Annotated in this window: 11 protein-coding genes; 4 read left to right on the forward strand and 7 right to left on the reverse strand. The window is 38.2% G+C overall.

What is annotated here, in order from left to right:
* Positions 1–60 precede the first annotated feature (60 nt).
* Positions 61–624 (reverse strand): FxsA family protein, encoded by a 564-nt coding sequence (locus tag G8E00_RS09210; RefSeq protein ID WP_166223926.1) that lies wholly within the window; start codon positions 622–624, stop codon positions 61–63.
* 415 nt (positions 625–1,039) lie between these two features.
* On the opposite strand from G8E00_RS09210, the gene ruvC reads away from it, so the two are divergent.
* Positions 1,040–1,585, forward strand: coding sequence for a crossover junction endodeoxyribonuclease RuvC (gene ruvC, locus G8E00_RS09215; RefSeq protein WP_166009602.1), 546 nt, complete (start codon positions 1,040–1,042; stop codon positions 1,583–1,585).
* A gap of 84 nt (positions 1,586–1,669) precedes the next feature.
* Here ruvC and G8E00_RS09220 read toward each other — a convergent pair whose 3' ends face one another.
* The 4 genes from G8E00_RS09220 to G8E00_RS09235 are packed head-to-tail and all read right to left on the reverse strand — an operon-like array spanning position 1,670 to position 4,717.
* Positions 1,670–2,002, reverse strand: coding sequence for a hypothetical protein (locus G8E00_RS09220; RefSeq protein WP_166223929.1), 333 nt, complete (start codon positions 2,000–2,002; stop codon positions 1,670–1,672).
* Positions 2,003–2,022: 20 nt separating this feature from the next.
* On the reverse strand, positions 2,023–2,889 hold the full coding sequence (locus G8E00_RS09225) for a hypothetical protein (protein WP_166223932.1): 867 nt from the start codon (positions 2,887–2,889) through the stop codon (positions 2,023–2,025).
* 49 nt (positions 2,890–2,938) lie between these two features.
* Positions 2,939–3,214, reverse strand: a complete 276-nt coding sequence (locus tag G8E00_RS09230; RefSeq protein WP_166009596.1) for an acylphosphatase — start codon at positions 3,212–3,214, stop codon at positions 2,939–2,941.
* A 27-nt stretch (positions 3,215–3,241) separates the two neighbouring features.
* Entirely contained in the window at positions 3,242–4,717 is a 1,476-nt protein-coding gene (locus G8E00_RS09235) for an NAD(P)H-hydrate dehydratase (protein ID WP_166223934.1), read from the reverse strand.
* A gap of 22 nt (positions 4,718–4,739) precedes the next feature.
* Here G8E00_RS09235 and queG point away from each other — a divergent pair, with 22 nt between their 5' ends.
* Together queG and bioB are read left to right on the forward strand one after the other, a co-directional pair.
* Entirely contained in the window at positions 4,740–5,846 is a 1,107-nt protein-coding gene (queG, locus tag G8E00_RS09240; RefSeq protein WP_166223937.1) for a tRNA epoxyqueuosine(34) reductase QueG, read from the forward strand.
* Between the two features lie 300 nt (positions 5,847–6,146).
* Positions 6,147–7,136, forward strand: coding sequence for a biotin synthase BioB (gene bioB, locus G8E00_RS09245; protein ID WP_166223940.1), 990 nt, complete (start codon positions 6,147–6,149; stop codon positions 7,134–7,136).
* Positions 7,137–7,213: 77 nt separating this feature from the next.
* Here bioB and G8E00_RS09250 read toward each other — a convergent pair whose 3' ends face one another.
* Entirely contained in the window at positions 7,214–7,426 is a 213-nt protein-coding gene (locus G8E00_RS09250; RefSeq protein WP_166223943.1) for a hypothetical protein, read from the reverse strand.
* Between the two features lie 137 nt (positions 7,427–7,563).
* Here G8E00_RS09250 and G8E00_RS09255 point away from each other — a divergent pair, with 137 nt between their 5' ends.
* Entirely contained in the window at positions 7,564–8,433 is an 870-nt protein-coding gene (locus G8E00_RS09255; RefSeq protein WP_166221390.1) for an IS982 family transposase, read from the forward strand.
* 630 nt (positions 8,434–9,063) lie between these two features.
* On the opposite strand, the gene G8E00_RS09260 is transcribed toward G8E00_RS09255, so the two are convergent.
* Positions 9,064–21,039 (reverse strand): BapA/Bap/LapF family large adhesin, encoded by an 11,976-nt coding sequence (locus G8E00_RS09260; protein ID WP_166223946.1) that lies wholly within the window; start codon positions 21,037–21,039, stop codon positions 9,064–9,066.
* Between the last annotated feature and the right edge of the window lie 423 nt (positions 21,040–21,462).

Here is a 21,462-nt window from a genome sequence, read left to right on the forward strand (position 1 = left end):
ATTCGATGCATAAAAAAACCGAATCAACATGATTCGGCTGTTTAATCTGATTCAGATCAATTATTTTTGATTAACATCTTTCATTTCAATTTTTTTGGCTTCAGGGGTAATTTCACGTGCTTCGCCATCAATGATTGTAGAATCACGACCACCTTGTTGCTGTTGTGCATCTTGCATTTGACGCATTAGATCAGCAAATGGATTTTGACCTTGGGCACCGCCCATATCGCCCATCATACCACCCATCATTTTTTCCATCATGGCTTGCTGACGTTTCAACATCGTTTTCATCATAATAGCTTTCAATGCTTGTTGTACTGGTGGAATCAAAATCAAGACTGCAATCACATCAGTGATTAAACCAGGAATGGCAAGCAGCAACCCTGCAATGATTTTAGGTAAGTTATTCGCTAGGTTAGGATCTTGACTCATTTGTCCTTGTTGCATTTGTTGCATCTGAGGCATAAGACCAACAGAGTTAGCACGCATCATATTTAAACCGATAAAAAATGCAGCAACAAACCAGAAGAATACATACCACATACTTCCGACGAGGTCACCTACTCCGATCCACACAAAGATCTCAAGAACCAAACCAATTAAAACAATAAGTGCAATTTTCATGAAAAGTAGTCTAATCTCAACAGAAGAAAAATATTAAGCTGAAAACATAATATATTAATGATGAATACAGCTCCTATTATTGATAAGGGCATTCCCTATTTTTTAAAGGCTAAAAAGTGATTTTTTTATTTATTTCACAGTTAATGTGGGATATTTCAGCATGATTAGGATCTCTTGATACTTCAGTCCTGCGTTGTGTTATAGACTAAACCAACACAAATAAGGCATGAATTGATGACAAAGGCTATTTCATAGACTTTTATTCAATGATTCTTCTATTTCCATCTTCAAAAGAAATTCAATAGATCATTATCACGCATTTTGATGCAACATTTTCCAAACGATCAAAAAAAAGCTACCCGTAGAGCTACGTATGCCCTTAAAATGAATTTGTTTATTATTCCATAGAATTGATATGTCTCTGATTATTGGTATAGATCCCGGTTCACGCTTAACAGGCTATGGCATCATACAAAAAGAAGGCCAAAAACTTATTTTTGTTGATGCAGGCACGATTCGTACCGAAACTCCTGATATGCCTGAACGTTTAAAACGAATCTTTGCAGGTATTGAGCGTATTGTGAAATTTCATGGTCCAACGGAAGCTGCTGTTGAACAAGTGTTTATGGCGGTAAACCCTGACTCTGCACTTAAATTAGGTCAAGCACGTGGCGCTGCAATTGCGGCTTTGGTCAATTTAGATTTACAAGTGGCTGAATATACCGCTCGTCAAATTAAACAATCTGTGGTTGGGTACGGTGCAGCCGACAAAGAACAAGTACAAATGATGGTGATGCGTATTTTAAATTTAAGTATTAAACCACAAGCGGATGCTGCCGATGCACTTGCCGCTGCTATATGTCATGCCCATGCTTCAGGTAGTATGTCCAAAATGGCAGTACTGAATGCTTTGGGTGGTATGGCACGTGGTCGAAGCCGAACCAGCTCACGTCGTCGTTAACATTTAAAAATCGAATATCGTTAAGCATTGTATTGAAGATGTATTTAGAAACACTTCTTCAATACATAAGAAATCAACTCAACTTTATTTTAAATAGGGCGCAGCATCTTTTTTGATTTCACCCATTGAAGGCTGTTTTGGATAGGTTAATGTGACGCGTCGTCCAAAGGTTCGAATATTTTTCTTTTGGTTTTCATCAAAGCGAATAATGACGAGCTCTTCTGGCTCATTGCGATGATTGATTTCACAAATCATATAGCTACCAAATTTCTCAATAATCATATATTGAGGAAAGGTACTTTTCAGTTTTCCAAGAAATGTGCCTTGTTTTGAATTTGAATCAGCATTGATTTGTGTATAGGCAATGAGCACTATGAGCGCTGCTACAACTGCGATCACCACTAGATATTTTTCCATTTTCTCTCTAATCTTTGAAATTACTGAACACGAATATAACTTTGTTTTTTATCATCATATTGATAAATATGGGTCTCTTTTTTAGGCATAATTTTAGATCCAGTCTGACTATACAGACGTTCAGTGCCTGTATATTTGATTTCAAGGTCGTACAATCCATTGTGCACACTATTTAGAAATTTATACTTTCCATGATAACCCCAGACTTTATCATCACCTGTCGCTTCATTATCGGAATCTAAAACTGCAATCTCAATCATTTTGAATGTTACTAACTCATTCATCGGGGCTATATAAAGTATTTTGGAACTATAACCTTGACGACTCACGTCAACAGTTTCAACAACCCCTTTGATATTGGGTCCAACATTAACCAAGTTTGATAATATTCTATTGGGATTATACGTATCATCATTCATCCCCATTCCGACCCAAGCATCCTCATCAGTTGCTTTACTTACAAGTTCAAACTGCTGATTGGTATTTTTTTTAAATATATAAACATCACTATAACTTGAACACGCAAAGCAGTAATTAATTTTTTTATTTTCTTCATCAACTACAACACGCGACACAGTGAGTAAAAATCTCTGTTGTTTGGATGAGTTTAGATAAGCAACAGGTTCCCCATAAATCAGCGCTTTTATTTGATCATTTTTTTCTTGATACCTCACATATTGTGTTTTGGTCTTATCTAATTCTGGAATGACAATATGTTTAAGCTGGTTTCCATAGAAAGTCGTTATCACAGTTTTAAAATTTAAATCCTTCAGTATGATGGTTTTTTTTGCAATTACTGGAGAGGATGCCCTATTTTCAGCATATACTGGTGTGATCATCATGAGTGGTGCACAAAGTAAATACCCAAAAAAAATTGTTGTTTTCATTTTTGAATTTCCTGTTTTTATCATGAGAATCTATTTTTGCTTAGGCTATTTATCGAATCATAACAAAATCATCATATTGAAGTTCATTCTCATGGAGCTTTTCTTGCTGAATTTTAGACACTTTTGATCGCAAAGGTCCAATTAAACTACATTTTAAAATGTCTTGTATGGCCTGTTCATCCCCTATGACCACAGCCTCAACGTCGCCTGTTTCTAAATTTTTAACATATCCTTTTAAGTTTAAATCATTCGCCTGTTTCTCAAACCAACGACGATACCCGACGCCTTGTACAATGCCTGAAATTGTGAGTTTTAACGCTTGCATATCAACAACCTATCAAATAACTTTTTTTCATATTTCAAGAGCGTGATTTACAACATGATACACCGCTTCATTCATATGATGTGCTTGTACTCCTCGCATTCCAGATTTTGCCAAATGATCACCCGCCAAAGCATGTAAAGTCACAATTTGATGCAATTCAATCTGTTCGTGAAATTGTGCTTTCAAACTGGCGATCATGCCTGCTAAAACATCTCCCATGCCACCCGTTGCCATCCCAGCATTACCTGCGGTACACATCCATAACTTATCCTGTAAAATTAAACTTCCTGCGCCTTTTAACACCCACTCACCAGCATAGCGTTGTTGTAAATCATAAATGGCTTGAATACGATCTGACTCAACATCAGATGTTTGCTTATCTAAAAGTTTTGCTGCTTCACCAGGATGTGGGGTTGCATAGGTATGTGTTTTTAACTGAACTGGGTGTAAAGCCAAGAACCATAATGCATCTGCATCAAGCACCAATTCAACTTTGGACTGATTCAAATGAGGAAACCAATTTAAAAACTGTTGTTCTGACCATGCATCCCGACCTAAGCCCATACCAAAACTGACCGCATCAACTTGATTAATTAATTGTTGAATCATGTAATGATCAAGCGCATTGATATCTCGAAGCATAATATTAGGTGAACGTGCCAAAGTAGCCATATGGTGTTTAGCATCACAAACAATACTGACCTTACCTGCACCTGCTGAAAAAGCGGCCTCAGCTGCCATCATCACAGCGCCACCCATGTCTGCATGACCGCCGACAATCAGTACATGACCATAACTACCTTTATGCCCAAAAGCTTCACGTTTAGGTAATTGAATGCTTTTCGGTGATAGATATGCCAATGTTTTAAGCTCATCATCGATAGGAATTAAAGGAATGACTTCTACTTGACTTGCATATTCTTTCCCTTGACCTGTCAATAATCCTGCTTTCAGCCCCAATACGGTATATGTTATATCGGCTTTTACTGCACAAGGTAAAACCTGTCCTGTGTTGGCATGTAGCCCACTGGGAATATCAATGGCAACTTTAAAACCAGATTGTCGGTTTATGGAATGAATAATGGTTTGCCAATCTTCATCTAAGGTTCGATTGAGTCCAATACCAAACAAAGCATCAATATACACATCATAAGCATGATGAAATTCAAAAGCTGAAAATATATCTATACCGCTTGTATTTGCCTCGCGATACGCTTTGACCAACGAAGCTGAATCTCCAAGTTCGGTACTGTAGACATCAACGCAATATCCTGCTTGGTGCAAATACTTCGCCACCAAATATCCATCACCTGCATTATTTCCTGCGCCACAGCAGACAGCAATGCAGATTGAATGCTTAAACTGTTGTTGCAATAACACCATGAGCCGTTGACTGATTGCCCAAGCTGCTTGTTGCATTAAGCCATAATCACTATTTTGCTGATTAAACCAACGTTGCTCCCATGCTTGAACTTCACGGCTATGGTAAACTGGCTGTTGCATCATTATTCCCTTTTATTTGCTTATGACTCAATCCACACTTTCAAAAAAAATCCCATTAGATCAGTATGATCCTATCGCTTTAAAAGCATGGATTAAAGCACAAGCTTTTGATCTGGGTTTTGCTGATTGTGTCATTGCCAAACCCGATGCTCAAGCAGAATTGGTGCGTTTTCAAGAATATTTAGACCGTGGTTATCACGGCGATATGAAGTTTTTAGAAGAAAACTTAGAAAAGCGTGCTGATCCTAAACTGCTGGTGCCTGGCACAAAAAGTGTTATTTGTGTACGAATGGATTATTTGGTGGAAACACCAAAACCGCGTTATGTGCCCGATGAACCCAACTCGGCGATCATAGCTCGTTATGCACGTGGACGTGATTATCATAAAGTGATGCGTGGTCGCTTGAAAACCCTAGCTACACGTATACGTGAAAAAATAGGTGATTTTGAATCGCGTCCATTTGCCGACTCTGCACCAATTTTTGAAAAATCTTTAGCTGAAAATGCGGGGATGGGCTGGACAGGAAAACATACCCTACTCATTCATAAAAAATCAGGTTCATTTTTTGTGTTGGGAGAACTCTTCACTTCACTTGAACTTCCATTTGACACCCCTGCGACAAAACATTGTGGCTCATGTACCGCATGTATCGACATTTGCCCAACCCAAGCCATTGTAGAACCCTATATACTGGATGCCCGCAAATGTATTGCGTATTTGACCATTGAATATCAAGGCATCATTCCAGAAGAGTTACGTGCAGGTATTGGTAATCGTGTCTTTGGTTGTGATGACTGTCAGTTAATCTGTCCATGGAATGGATTTGCCAAAACTGCAACCATTGAAGATTTTAATCCCCGTCATGGTTTAGACGATGTGAGTCTGCTTGATTTATGGCAATGGGATGAAGCAACTTTTTTGGAGAAAACAGAAGGAAGCCCACTACGCCGAACAGGTTATCAAAGCTTCATGCGTAACATTGCCATTGGATTAGGCAATGCTCCATTTTCTGACAAAATTATTCATGAACTCAAAATAAAACATCAACAGCATGATGATATTGTGCAAGTCCACATTGATTGGGCAATTGAGCAACAAATGCAAAAATCAGGCATGATTGCCTTTTAAAAATTCATTTTCAAACGTGAAACATCCATTTTCTATATGTGCATGTTACCAACATGATTATTATTATAGGAAAATTTTAGCGACACATTCACGTTATTTCTAAATATCTGCATTAAAACTTTGCAGGTATTTTTCAACAATAAAGCCCAACTTTGCAACCATCTCAAAATGCAAGACAATTTTCATCAAATAGCAAAAAACATAATAACGACCAACTTAATTTGTCATATTTTATGATTTTGCAATTAAAATGTTTCACGTATGATGAATCCAATCGATCAATAAAGTAACGGAGTACTTATGCAAGTACGCAATGATTGGACGCGAGAAGAAATACAACAACTGTACGCATTACCTTTTTTAGATTTGCTCTTTGAAGCGCAAGGTATTCATCGTCAACATTTTGATGCCAATACCATTCAAGTCAGTACATTGCTTTCAATCAAAACAGGAAAATGCCCTGAGGATTGTAAATATTGCTCGCAATCTGCTCGTTACGATTCAAAACTTGAAGCTGAAAAACGTATCGCAGTCGAAAAAGTGATTCAAGAGGCCAAAGAAGCACTTGCTTCTGGCTCTTCTCGTTTTTGTATGGGTGCTGCTTGGCGCAACCCACATGAACGCGACATGCCCTATGTCATTGAGATGGTCAAGGAAGTGAAAGCCTTAGGCCTTGAAACCTGTATGACCTTGGGTATGCTCAATGAGTCTCAAGCATTACGATTAAAAGATGCAGGACTGGATTATTATAATCATAACTTAGACACCTCTCGTGAATACTATCCGAACGTGATTACAACACGAAGCTATGATGATCGTTTGAATACACTCGACTTTGTTCGTCAAGCAGGTATGAAAGTCTGTAGTGGCGGTATTGTTGGACTGGGAGAAAATAGTAACGATCGTATAGGCTTACTGCATGAATTAGCGACATTGCCGATACATCCAGAATCTGTACCAATTAATATGCTCGTGCCTATAGAAGGTACACCTTTGGCTGATGTCGAAAAACTGGATGTGACAGAGTGGATTCGTACAATTGCAGTTGCCCGTATTATTATGCCTAAAAGCTATATTCGTCTTTCAGCAGGTCGTGAGTCTTTGTCTGATTCTGATCAGGCTTTGGCTTTTATGGCTGGTGCAAATTCGCTTTTTTCAGGTGAAAAATTACTCACCACCCCAAATGCAGGTGAAGGTCGAGATAAGCAATTGTTTGATAAACTTGGTCTCGTTGCTGAGAAAGCCAAACCATCAATTTTAGAGTTAACTGTTGATGCAATGGCAAGTTAATAAAATATTTAAAATCATACTACTATAAAAAATGATTAGCCCCTCTTTTGGGGCTTTATTGTTTTGAATGATATAACTTAGAGTGAGGTGATCAGAATGCCATAATTGGCATTGAGATATTGCCCGACTTTAATCTGATCGCTGCCGTTCGCATGATGCACAACAAGAGTTTTTGTAAATGCATCATATTCAAACGAATCATAGCAATCTTGATGTTCGACTAACCAAGTCAATGTATCAGCCAATTGCTCATCCACCACATATGTTTTGGCTTTAAAATCCTTCATCATACAAAAAATAGCCTTTAAACAGAATTTTTATATTTGAATAATAATAACCCGAATCGCGGATAAGAAATTGACTTGAAAAATAGAAGGACTAGAGCCATCAGTTGAGTTACCACACCAAACTCACAACCCTAGTCCTAATGTTCAATAGTACCGAATTATTCTGCTTAATTGATGACTTTTTTCTACAATTTGAAGCAACTTATTGGAAATTTCTCAAGCAAGATGGCAAACTTTCAAGAATCCGAGTTGCTCAACTCAGTCTTTCAGAAATTATCTTTATTGCTATTTGGTATAAATCCTCTCATTTCACTAATTTCAAAGCCTTTTTCACTTGGTTAAAAGAAGATAAAAGCTATTTATTTAAATACTTGCCTTGCTATCAAAGGATGATTCATCTGATCAATATGCACCAATTGGCTCTACACGCTTTGCATGTGGCGCTGATGAAAGGTCAAGAAACACAATATTTATGGATTGATTCAACAACTCTGCCAGTTTGTAAAAATCAACGTATTCAACGCCATAAATCATTAGTCCAAATTGCATCACGCGGTAGAAGCTCAATGGGTTGGTTCTATGGCTGTAAATTACATATTGCGATGAATCAATTTGGTGAAATTACCTGTTCTGCTTTATCGAATGGACATGTTGCTGACATAAAAATGGTTGAGCAATTAGTTGATGGCCTAAAAGGAAAAATTTACGGGGATCGAGGCTACATCAGCCAAGAATTAAAGCGCAGGCTGCAAGTTCAAGGTATTGATTTAATTACTTATCATCGGAGGAACATGGAATCTGTTCAACTCAGTGCATCAGATGAATATCACCTAAGGCAACGCAATAAGATAGAAACATTATTCAGCTTATTGAAAGGGCAATATCATTTAGTGACGAGTAAAGCACGTAGTACTTATGGATTTCTCAGCGGAATTTATGCTTCGTTATGTGCATATCAATTAACCCATCGAAATAAGCCAACGATTCAAATTATGGAGTCATCGGCTTAAGCAGGATTCGGGTTAATAATACTTTATTTCATTTTTTATTAATATTACTAAATAATAATGACAATAAATTTATACAACTGTACTGAAATAAAAATTAAACCCATTTAAATTATTGACTACACCGTCGGTTGATGAATACTCACCTCTATTATCCCTATTAATTTAGGCTACACAATTTATTTTCTATGTACAAAAATGCCAATAAATGTTTATATTTTGTAAACAAAAGCATATAATAAATTTTTAAATTTTATTTTTTATAAATTTTATAAGGGGTTACGTATGTGGGCAGTACTATCTATTTTATTTTCAGTGTTGTTTTTTATCATAGGATTGATCACGCTAGTAATCTCATTTATCAATTTTGACATTTTCCTTGTGCTCATCAGTGTGTTATTTTTTACTGCAACAATTATTGCTTTTCTTGAGTACAGACAAAGCGCTTATAAAATTTGAAACTCTGCAATATTTTAATCTCAAGCTCAAATAACATTTTCAAACAAGATTGGAAGAATAGAAAAATACTAAAGATATGTGCTTTTTAAATGAAATTTTACTCCATAAAATAACCAATAATTAAAATTGAAATAAAAAAAGGAAGCTGAGCTTCCTTTTTTTATCGGTGTTAGATTAATGCAATATGATTTGCTGATTACTCAGTAAAAGATCTAGAATTTGCTGTTCATTACTAGACGTAAACGAAGCATGATTTGCAACGCCTGTTAGCTTGACCAAATCAGTCTGTGCATAATCTTGACCAACACCATCGCGATCGATAGAGATGATCAGATCCGCTCCACTCTTGTAGACATAAACATAATCATAGATATTTTTTGAAGTATCATAATTGGTTAACAAACCTGATATATCGACTTTATCTGAGTTTGCACCAACATTAAAATCAGTCCATGTATCAAAGCCATTGCCCCCATTTTCATGTGATCGATTGAGAATATCAAAGATCACAGTGTCTGAACCTGCTCCCATGGTGTAGGTATCATTAGCAGCACCACTTTCAATACTGTCGTTACCTTCACTACCTGTGACCACTTTCCCGATATTAAATTCGATAGTACTACGGTCAGTTTCACCTGTTGGAGAAATGATTTCGTATTCAAAAACATCACGTCCACCACCTTTACCATTCGGTGTATACGTATAACTACCATCTGATTTGACGATCAGATTTCCATACTTTCCTGTCAATTGAATGGTTTGTGTGGCTTTACTTGGATCTAATGATAAATAATTAAAGCCAAACTTAATCATTGACTGATTTTTCAAACCATCTGAGAAATGATCATTAGTCAGGAAATTCCCTGTAACTGTCTCCGTGTTATAGTTGGTGCCACTTATTGGTGTCCACTGATCTAAATACACCTGATGAATATCTAAGTCGTAACTATATTTAGTATTTGACCAATCATATCCATTGACCTTCAATTCAATGACATAGTTTCCAGGAATGAGATCACCACTGTTAATGGTAGTTGATAATGTGGTCAGATTTTTCACAGCATTGGATGTTTTTTGATCAAAAAGTACTCTTGTGATCGAACCATTAGATTCATCAAGACGATAAATCTGATACTCCATACTGGTATTATAATTATTTAGCTTAACAGTAAGTTCGCCATTTAACGTAAAGTTTAAGGTTTGTAATGCATTTAAGTCAGTTACTGTAAAATGAATATTTTTAGTAAAACTTTGCCCCCAATTTAATGTTTTTGATGCATCCTCAATGTGAAGTGTTTCTGTTTTATTAGTCATTACTGCAGCGATGAGATGCTCTCCACCACCATCAAGAATCAAATCTTTATTGGCATCCACAGTTGAGATTTTGATATTCAACGCATGAGTCGTCAGTTGATTTGCGCTATTTTTAGAGACATAACTAAAAGTATCGATTTTACCGAATGGCGGTTGTGTCAGCGAAGGATCCACTTGATAAGTATACGTACCATTACCTTGCACAATTAATGTGCCGTATTTACCTACAATCACTACAGGATCAGTACCACTAAAATCACGACCATTCACAGAATGAAGCGTCTCTGTACCTAAGTCTATTTGACCTTCTAGATCTCCTTGATAAATGGCAGGTGTATTAAAATCTTGAACCTGAATATCACTCACAGAAAGTGTTGCACCCCCAATAATACCGACTCCAGAAGCAGACGTTAAATAAGCGTAATACTCACCTTCAGTAAAGGTCATATTTATTGGTGTGTTATAGATCCCACCGATTGGAATGAGCAATGACAATGGAATGGTTAAAAATTGACTTTTGTTGTAATAAAGTTCTAACTGCCCATGTTCATTCTTTTTGTAGATATGTAGATCATAACTTCCACCGATTGAGATCGTTTCATAACCCGTTGCTTTAAACTTCATGGAAACTAACTCACCCGTATCTACTTTAATTGCAATCGAGTTTGTGCTTGAAATTAAATCTGTATCTATGACTTGTCCTAAATTAATGGCTGCCACACCAAAAGCGGTTGCTGCACTTTTACCCATGGTCACATCGTTTTTAACAGCATTGTTTAAATCGACATTGGCAATGTTTTTCTGTAAAGGCAAAATATTCAACATTACAGATTCTGTTTGAATATCTTGATAAGCCGCGATGTAGTTTAAAACGATTGATAATTGAGCCTGACTACTTTGTCCTGAAACAGGGTCATAGATGGTATAGCTAAATTGATCTACATCACCATAGTTAAAGGTTTTGCTATTGGAAGCAGTGTAAATATAGTCTCCATTTCCAAAAATGGTCAAAGTTCCATAATGACCTTCAATAGTCGTTCCTTCATCAACTGCATTATTTTCAACCTGTAATGTTACGCCATTTGCAGTAACTTCGGTTACATAAACACCTGTTGCTGGAATGCTATCTGCACCATGTTGAACATCAATATCCGTGATAACATTGCCTTCAGCTTTACCTTGAACAGAAACTGGATTTGCATAATCAAGCAACTGATCTTTAGTAGTTTTTAATGTATAACCAAATGCGACATTTATACCCGTGGTTGGTTCTAACAATGCTAAATATTGACCACTTTCAAAATCTAAAGTTAGACCTTGATTGGTTTTTCCACCGAATAATCCCACCCCAAACCATTTTTCTTGTTTCATAAACAATTCATAATGATTGGTATTGGTATTCAGTTTATAGATAAATAAATCATAGTCTGTAAGAATCTGAATTCCACCTGACTCAGCTTCAAAAGTGATTTTTCGTTCTGTTTGATTGGCTACATTTATACTGAGAACTCGATTAACATTGAGTGCAGTTAAATCAAGTACACTTCCTAAACCTATATATGCCAAACCACCTGCTGTAGTCGTTTGATTGGCTAAATCAATGACATTCGGTGTGACATCTAAAGTTAACCCAACTTGATTATCAATGGCATCGATTTCTTGATTGGTACCACCATTGATGTTGATGGTAATGTTCGCTGAATATTGAGTTGTTTCACCTGGGAATGATGCAAAATAGGTGAACACATCTGTCATACCTGCTTTAGGCGTCAAGGTTGGATAAAGGGTATAACTGTAATCACCATTGGATGCTATGGTTAACTTGCCATATTGGCCATGAACAACCACTGGTTCATTGGTATCTAGCACATCGACCGCTGCATTCGTTTGGTTTTTTATGCCTGTCAAAATCAAACCAGGTGAGTCATCTGCAAGTGCATTTAATCTTATATCATCGTCACCAGTTAAAAATTCTGCTTGATTGAAAAATGCTTCCGTAGCAGTAATCGTGATTTCAGTTGCTTCAAATAAAGTAACTGTATTTGACAATAATTCAGTTAATACTGCATCTAATGCTTGATCGAGAATCGTAAATAATGGTTGTAATAATGGTTCATTGACCAATCTGTAGATCAAATTGCTTAACGGTGATGTCAATGCATTGACAACATTAAGAATACCAGTTAAGAGGTTAATTAACTCGGTTACAGCTGGACTTGGTTCACCTTGTTGTAGCACATCAATTACCGCATCTATAATGGCATTTTGATTTTCCTTACCCAACAAATAACCACCGCTACCCAAGTTCCTAAGCTCAACTGATTCGATCAGCTCACTTAACTCACTCATTGAGCCATAGGTTTTAACGCGATAGGTTCCTTCAGGCAATCCATTAAAACTCAGGGTATATTGCTGTTGATCACTACCAATTGCACCCAAAGCATATTGAGAACCAATTGATGCAACTATACCTTTATCCCCCACAGGTGCTGACATATAGTCAACCCAATCCCCATTGATGTCTTGTTTTTGTAATATCACACCAAAAGATTTAGCGACAGTAAGGAGTGAGTTAACTTGCATGGTGAGTTCTATTTTACCAATTGAATCTCCGTTGGCTTGATTGCCAATATTAAACTCATGTCCAGGTAAACCTCGAGCATTTGCACCTTCAAGCAATCCTAAAACCGTGAATGATGAGAATGTTTCAGTCTCACTATTTTCATCATAATTGGTTGTATCATTGGTTAAATCGATGTTGAGTTGATTATCGTTAACAATCCCAATATTAACTTCAAAATCCTGAGAAGCTGGTAAATTTCGAGTATTTCCTGCTTCATCTTTCAAGACAATGACTGCTTGTAAACTTGCAAGACCATCACTAAAGTTCATAGAAGATGGTATGAGAACGCTCCAAGTTCCATCATTATTGACCACCCAATCAATACCATCTACTGCAGTATCCTCACTGTATTTTATAACAGTGCTAACTTCATTCGGTGTTCCTGGGTTTTTAACAATATTGAGTTGAATATCACCAATAAACTCATCTTCTTCTAATGAGCTCACTTGACCGGTAATCTCAACTTTACCACCGACTAAATCTCCCCCTTCCACAATAAAGTCATTACCACCGATACCAGTTATGCTTGCTGTAGGGTTAGAAATAAATGTGTCAACAGTAAACGACTGAGTTACTTCTTTAGTGGTACTATTTCCAGCAGGATCACGAATCGTTGCAACAGCCTTCACTTCTGGTTGATCGCGATGTTGGAGATTTAATCCTGCATGTGTAAGATCGACACTCCATACACCATTTACGATGGTTGGGTTTAGAAGTACAACTTCAATATAAACTGGCTGACCACCTTCAATTTTAGTAATAGTGACCGTCAATTGGCTAACATAGTCAGGAGAGGTTACACCCGTAATTTTCCCTGAAACTGTAATTTTTCCATCTGCGAGCTCGTTTTGATTAACAAAGAACTCCCCTTCAACAGTGTCTACACCATCAATTTCATCAATGGTAATTGAAGCAGTATCTTCAGAGTCTAATACGACATCGACTTTATACTCCTGAGTAACTTCAACATCTTTAGTATTTCCAGAAGAATCTTTCACCGTTGCGGTCGCTTTAATCTGATGATCAGGATACGCACTAAAATCAAATGTTGACTCTGAAACAGAGATTGACCAACTCAATCCATTCTTTGTAATGAGATTGTCTACAAAAGTATGTACAACACTTTGGTCCTCAGGATCTATAATTTCAACTAACACTGAAACAAGTTCAATTGTTTCAGCAGAAGTTACTTGACCTGATAACACCACTACGCCATCGCTCAACTCTTCTGCATTGAGTATGTAATCATTTCCACCATCTATTGGATGAATGACATGAGTGACTTGTTGAGTAAAATCAGTATCAACTGTAAATGTTTTTTCATCTTCAACTTGAGCTTTAACTTGAATCTCATCTAAATGATCAACAACTTTGACATCAACTTTGACAGATTCGATCGATCCGTTAGAAAGATTTAGACCTGTCGTAGGAATACGAGTACTCCAAGCACTCGGATCTATTTGAGTCAGATCAACATCAAAAACTCGACCTTGGATGGTCAGCTTAATTGAATAAATTTTTTCATCCACTGCAAGTCCAGTCACCACACCAGAAATTTCAATATAGCCTAATCCAAGTTCAGTTCCATTTAAGACAAAGTCATCACCTGCTATTTTGGTAATTTCAACTTTGACAGAGGTATTGACCACGCTGGTAACAAAACTACCAACATCATTACCACTCAAATCTTGTAGTGCATTGGTATCATTTGCTGTGGTCGGATCGGCATATATGATTTGAACATTTGCATTTAAAGGAATTTCATCTGCCATGATTAAATGTGCTTGATTTCCTGCGACATCAAGTCCGAGAACAGAGACCACTGTACCATTCACAATAATGGTGAAATTTGAGATTTGAGGTAAATTTATCTCATCCAAGCTTTCATCAAAGATAAGCTCAATGCCTGTATCACCTATAATTTGTACCTTCACCAGCTGTGGTGGTGTTTTATCTGGTAATGGGACTTGAGATAAATTATCTGCTGAGTGAACAAACGTATCGACATCATTACCATTTAAATCTTGTAGTGCATTGTCATCATCTCCAGTGGTTGGATCTTTATAGATAACATTGACAACTTGTCCCACACTAATCACTGGATCAGTGCCTACATAAACTATAGAAGCATCACTTGGATCGACTGAAATGGATTGAACTGGTACAACCACACCGTCTACAGTAATAATAAAATCATCTAGCGCAGGTAAATTGTCGGCATCGATGTCTTCATTAAAAACTAATTCAATAACACCATCCACATTGACTTCTAGGCGAATAAGCTCTGGTGCTGTATCCAGTACAATGCCTTGTTCAGAGTTATTGACAGCTTCAACGGTAAAACTCTCAGCATCCTGCTCATCGTAGTTCTGTATCGCATCAAGATCATCATCTTCTGTAGGATCTGTATACGTAACAATCACGACTTTTCCAGCATGAATTACTGGTGATGTGACAAGGACCACTTTATACCAGTCAACCACAGATACCGATACAACATTGACTACAACACTATCCACTTTGACCACAAAATCAGATAATTTAGGTGGTCGCGGTGCATAAATATCTTGGTCAAAAGACAGTATGATTAAACCATCTGCATTGACTTCTGCAGCGACTAATTCTGGCGCAGGATCTACTGGAGCCGCAGCTACAGTTACCTCAAATTCAAAACCTTGGGCATCTCGTCCATTCAAATCTTGTATAGCATATTCATCATCATCTTGTGTTGGATCTTGATAAATCACTTCAGCAGTATATAAAGGTGATAAATAATTATTTCCTTGCATATCTTCACTGAAAGTGAGGATCAGTGTACTTGGATCCTCTGGGTCTAATGCAATATTAATAATGTTAATTTGACGTGGTGCTGGATCCCCATTGCCATCAGTTTGATCATAGGTATTGACGATAAAATGTTCTGGCAGTGGTAAATGATCAGGATCCAATTCTTTGTCAAAATAAAGTGTCATGTCCAGATAACCGTTAATGAAATCTAGTAACTCAGGTCCTGCATCTGGATCTATTTCTGAATTATTTTCAACACCAATACCGGCTGATGTATCAAAGTCTTCAACATCATTGCCGGCTTCATCTTGTAAAGCTTTTGGATCATCCTCTGGTGATGGATCTGTGTATTGCACCACCACATCTTGACCTGCCGTGATCACAGGTGCTGTGGTGATGATCACTTTGGATGGATCAGTACTATCCAACTCAATTGACGTCACAACGACAGGTTCGTCATCCACAATAATCGCAAAGTCTTCAAGATCTGGAAGGTTGTCACCATCGAGGTCTTCACTAAAGGTCAGTTCGATAATACCGTCCGTATTTACCTCTGCCGATTCCAACGTCGGTGGATCTGTATCCGCAGGCTCAACTTCAGAATTGTTTTCTACAGGTACACCACCTGTTGCCGATGTATCAAAGTCTTCAACGTCGTTGCCTGCTTCATCTTGTAAGGCTTTTGGATCATTACCTGCTGATGGATCTGTGTATTGCACCACCACATCTTGACCTGCGGTGATCACTGGTGCTGTGGTGATGATCACTTTGGATGGATCAGTACTATCCAACTCAATTGCGGTCACAACGACAGGTTCGTCATCCACAGTAATCACAAAGTCTTCAAGATCTGGAAGGTTGTCACCATCGAGGTCTTCACTGAAGGTCAGTTCGATAATACCGTCAGTATTTACCTCTGCCGTGACTAAAGTCGGTGGATCTGTATCCACAGGCTCAACTTCAGAATTGTTTTCTACAGGCACACCACCTGTTGCCGATGTATCAAAGTCTTGAACATCATTGCCTGCTTCATCTTGTAAGGCTTTTGGATCATTGCCTGCTGATGGATCTGTGTATTGCACCACCACATCTTGGCCAGCGGTGATCACAGGTGCTGTGGTGATGATCACTTTCGTTGGATCAGTACTATCCAACTCAATTGCGGTCACAACGACAGGTTCGTCATCCACAATAATCGCAAAGTCTTCAAGATCTGGAAGGTTGTCACCATCGAGGTCTTCACTAAAGGTCAGTTCGATAATACCGTCCGTATTTACCTCTGCCGATTCCAACGTAGGTGGATCTGTATCCGCAGGCTCAACTTCAGAATTGTTTTCTACAGGTACACCACCTGTTGCCGATGTATCAAAGTCTTCAACGTCGTTGCCTGCTTCATCTTGTAAGGCTTTTGGATCATTACCTGCTGATGGATCTGTGTATTGCACCACCACATCTTGGCCAGCGGTGATCACAGGTGCTGTGGTGATGATCACTTTGGATGGATCAGTACTATCCAACTCAATTGCGGTCACAACGACAGGTTCGTCATCCACAATAATCGCAAAGTCTTCAAGATCTGGAAGGTTGTCACCATCGAGGTCTTCACTAAAGGTCAGTTCGATAATACCGTCAGTATTCACCTCTGCCGATTCCAACGTCGGTGGATCTGTATCCGCAGGCTCAACTTCAGAATTGTTTTCTACAGGTACACCACCTGTTGCCGATGTATCAAAGTCTTCAACGTCGTTGCCTGCTTCATCTTGTAAGGCTTTTGGATCATTACCTGCTGATGGATCTGTGTATTGCACCACCACATCTTGGCCAGCGGTGATCACAGGTGCTGTGGTGATGATCACTTTCGTTGGATCAGTACTATCCAACTCAATTGACGTCACAACGACAGGTTCGTCATCCACAATAATCACAAAGTCTTCAAGATCTGGAAGGTTGTCACCATCGAGGTCTTCACTAAAGGTCAGTTCGATAATACCGTCCGTATTTACCTCTGCCGATTCCAACGTAGGTGGATCTGTATCCGCAGGCTCAACTTCAGAATTGTTTTCTACAGGTACACCACCTGTTGCCGATGTATCAAAGTCTTCAACGTCGTTGCCTGCTTCATCTTGTAAGGCTTTTGGATCATTACCTGCTGATGGATCTGTGTATTGCACCACCACATCTTGGCCAGCGGTGATCACAGGTGCTGTGGTGATGATCACTTTGGATGGATCAGTACTATCCAACTCAATTGCGGTCACAACGACAGGTTCGTCATCCACAGTAATCACAAAGTCTTCAAGATCTGGAAGGTTGTCACCATCGAGGTCTTCACTGAAGGTCAGTTCGATAATACCGTCAGTATTTACCTCTGCCGTGACTAAAGTCGGTGGATCTGTATCCACAGGCTCAACTTCAGAATTGTTTTCTACAGGCACACCACCTGTTGCCGATGTATCAAAGTCTTCAACGTCGTTGCCTGCTTCATCTTGTAAGGCTTTTGGATCATTGCCTGCTGATGGATCTGTGTATTGCACCACCACATCTTGGCCAGCGGTGATCACAGGTGCTGTGGTGATGATCACTTTCGTTGGATCAGTACTATCCAACTCAATTGCGGTCACAACGACAGGTTCGTCATCCACAATAATCGCAAAGTCTTCAAGATCTGGAAGGTTGTCACCATCGAGGTCTTCACTAAAGGTCAGTTCGATAATACCGTCAGTATTCACCTCTGCCGATTCCAACGTCGGTGGATCTGTATCCGCAGGCTCAACTTCAGAATTGTTTTCTACAGGTACACCACCTGTTGCCGATGTATCAAAGTCTTCAACGTCGTTGCCTGCTTCATCTTGTAAGGCTTTTGGATCATTACCTGCTGATGGATCTGTGTATTGCACCACCACATCTTGACCTGCGGTGATCACTGGTGCTGTGGTGATGATCACTTTGGATGGATCAGTACTATCCAACTCAATTGCGGTCACAACGACAGGTTCGTCATCCACAGTAATCACAAAGTCTTCAAGATCTGGAAGGTTGTCACCATCGAGGTCTTCACTGAAGGTCAGTTCGATAATACCGTCAGTATTTACCTCTGCCGTGACTAAAGTCGGTGGATCTGTATCCACAGGCTCAACTTCAGAATTGTTTTCTACAGGCACACCACCTGTTGCCGATGTATCAAAGTCTTGAACATCATTGCCTGCTTCATCTTGTAAGGCTTTTGGATCATTGCCTGCTGATGGATCTGTGTATTGCACCACCACATCTTGGCCAGCGGTGATCACTGGTGCTGTGGTGATGATCACTTTGTATGGATCAGTACTATCCAACTCAATTGCGGTCACAACGACAGGTTCGTCATCCACAGTAATCACAAAGTCTTCAAGATCTGGAAGGTTGTCACCATCGAGGTCTTCACTAAAGGTCAGTTCGATAATACCGTCCGTATTTACCTCTGCCGATTCCAACGTAGGTGGATCTGTATCCGCAGGCTCAACTTCAGAATTGTTTTCTACAGGTACACCACCTGTTGCCGATGTATCAAAGTCTTCAACGTCGTTGCCTGCTTCATCTTGTAAGGCTTTTGGATCATTACCTGCTGATGGATCTGTGTATTGCACCACCACATCTTGGCCAGCGGTGATCACAGGTGCTGTGGTGATGATCACTTTGGATGGATCAGTACTATCCAACTCAATTGACGTCACAACGACAGGTTCGTCATCCACAATAATCACAAAGTCTTCAAGATCTGGAAGGTTGTCACCATCGAGGTCTTCACTAAAGGTCAGTTCGATAATACCGTCAGTATTCACCTCTGCCGATTCCAACGTCGGTGGATCTGTATCCACAGGCTCAACTTCAGAATTGTTTTCTACAGGTACACCACCTGTTGCCGATGTATCAAAGTCTTCTACATCCTGACCTGTTGTACCTTGTAATGCATAAATATCATCACCATCGCTTGGGTCTTCATAAACAACTACGACAGACTGTCCAACTGTAATTGTAGGACTTGTGGTAATACTCACTAATGAGGCATTCACAGGATCGATCGTAATAGACGTAATCACAACCAATTGGTTTCCAACCAGAATCGTAAAATCATTCGCCACAGGCAAATATTGATCATCCAAATCCTCATTGAAAGTCAGCTCAATGACACCTTCAGCATTCACTTCAGCAGCAATTAAATAGGGTGCATCACTATCATCTGGATTGCCTGTATAGGTAGATTGGTTAGTGACTATGGTTTGGAAAGAATCTGTATCTACACCCGTCGTACTCTGAATTGCATTTTCATCATCAACTGATGTTGGATCTGTATATTCGATAATGACATCACGACCAGCTTTGATTTTAGGTGCGACATGTAAAATCAATGTATTCGTCGTTGTCTCGCCATTTACAGTTTCGGGCACAATTTCGAAAGATGTTACTGGAATATTTTGCCCATTTGCTCGAACAACAAATGTATTTAAATCAGGTAAATTCGTACTATCTAAATCTTTATCGAAGGTTAGTACAATACGATCGCCATCGCTGTTTACCACAGCCGTTTCTATAACAGGTGCATCATCATTATTGTTATTGTCATCTTCCAGTTCAGATTGATTCATTAAAGTTCGAGTAAATGATGCAGCATCAGCACCTGATTCACTTTGAATTGCAAATTCATCATTTCCAGTTGTAGGGTCGGTGTATTTTAGCGTGACGACCGAGTTTTCATAAATTGGAGGGTCTGTTTTAATTATGAGTTTTTTCGGATTGCTCGGGTCAATTCCAATTGCAGTAATGGTTGCGATGACAGAATCGACAGTAATTTCAAAGTATGTATTCAGTGGTAAATGATCATCATCTAAATTTTTATCAAAGGTTAATTCAATCACACCTTCTTCATTGACGATGTAGGTTTGTAATACTGGAGCATCATTCGAACCACCTCCACCACCATTGTCATCATCATCGTCGTCTGGATTAGATGAAGAATTATCTTTATCTGAATCTATAAGTGACCTGATCAACCAATGTGCAATTCCACCCGCAATAATCGGCGCCAGCACCATCAAACCTGAACTTCCTGCTTCCTCATCTAGAGCTTCTATATTTTCAATCGGTTCATATTCAACTGGGTCAATAAAATTACCTTCAGCATCAGTAAATTTGACCCACAAGAGAGATTCATTTTGTCCATTAATAACCAAATGATTAGCCTGACTAAAAAAGTTATCTAAAACCAATTGCTTACCATCAGCAAGCTGAATAACAACGTCATTATTCAACTTAGAAATAGACCTAATGTTTTCTAAAGTATTTTCAAACTTAATTATCGATGGATGATTTGCAAGTTTAACTTTTTGGATACCATTTGGAACGGCCGCATTCAATCCACTATTACTATCTAATAATAATATTTTATTCATTTTATCCACCAATTTTATTGTTTTTTAAATAATATCACCATTATTTAAATCATACTATTTTACTCAGTTATTTTTTTAAACAAATTAATCACTTATATTTGAATTAATTTATGTATTAATTATTTTATGTGATGAAATCTACATTTAATTATCAAAAGTTTTAGCACGTTTATTATTTTAGTTATGCTAAATTATTTATGAATAAACAGTTAAATTTTTATGTTTTTAATAAAAATAATATAAAAATAATATTATTTAAATTAAATTACGTACAATTGTTTTGTTTAAAAACAAATAATTAAAGTGGTTTTATTCATATTTTTGGATAATCCAAATATTAGCTTTTTTTAGCTTAAAATGATGAAATCCTCTTAAGATTGAGGATTGCAATTCCTTAAGCAGGATTCGGTTTATTTAAATTTT

The organism is Acinetobacter shaoyimingii (assembly GCF_011578045.1).
GTDB classification, from domain to species: Bacteria; Pseudomonadota; Gammaproteobacteria; order Pseudomonadales; family Moraxellaceae; genus Acinetobacter; species Acinetobacter shaoyimingii.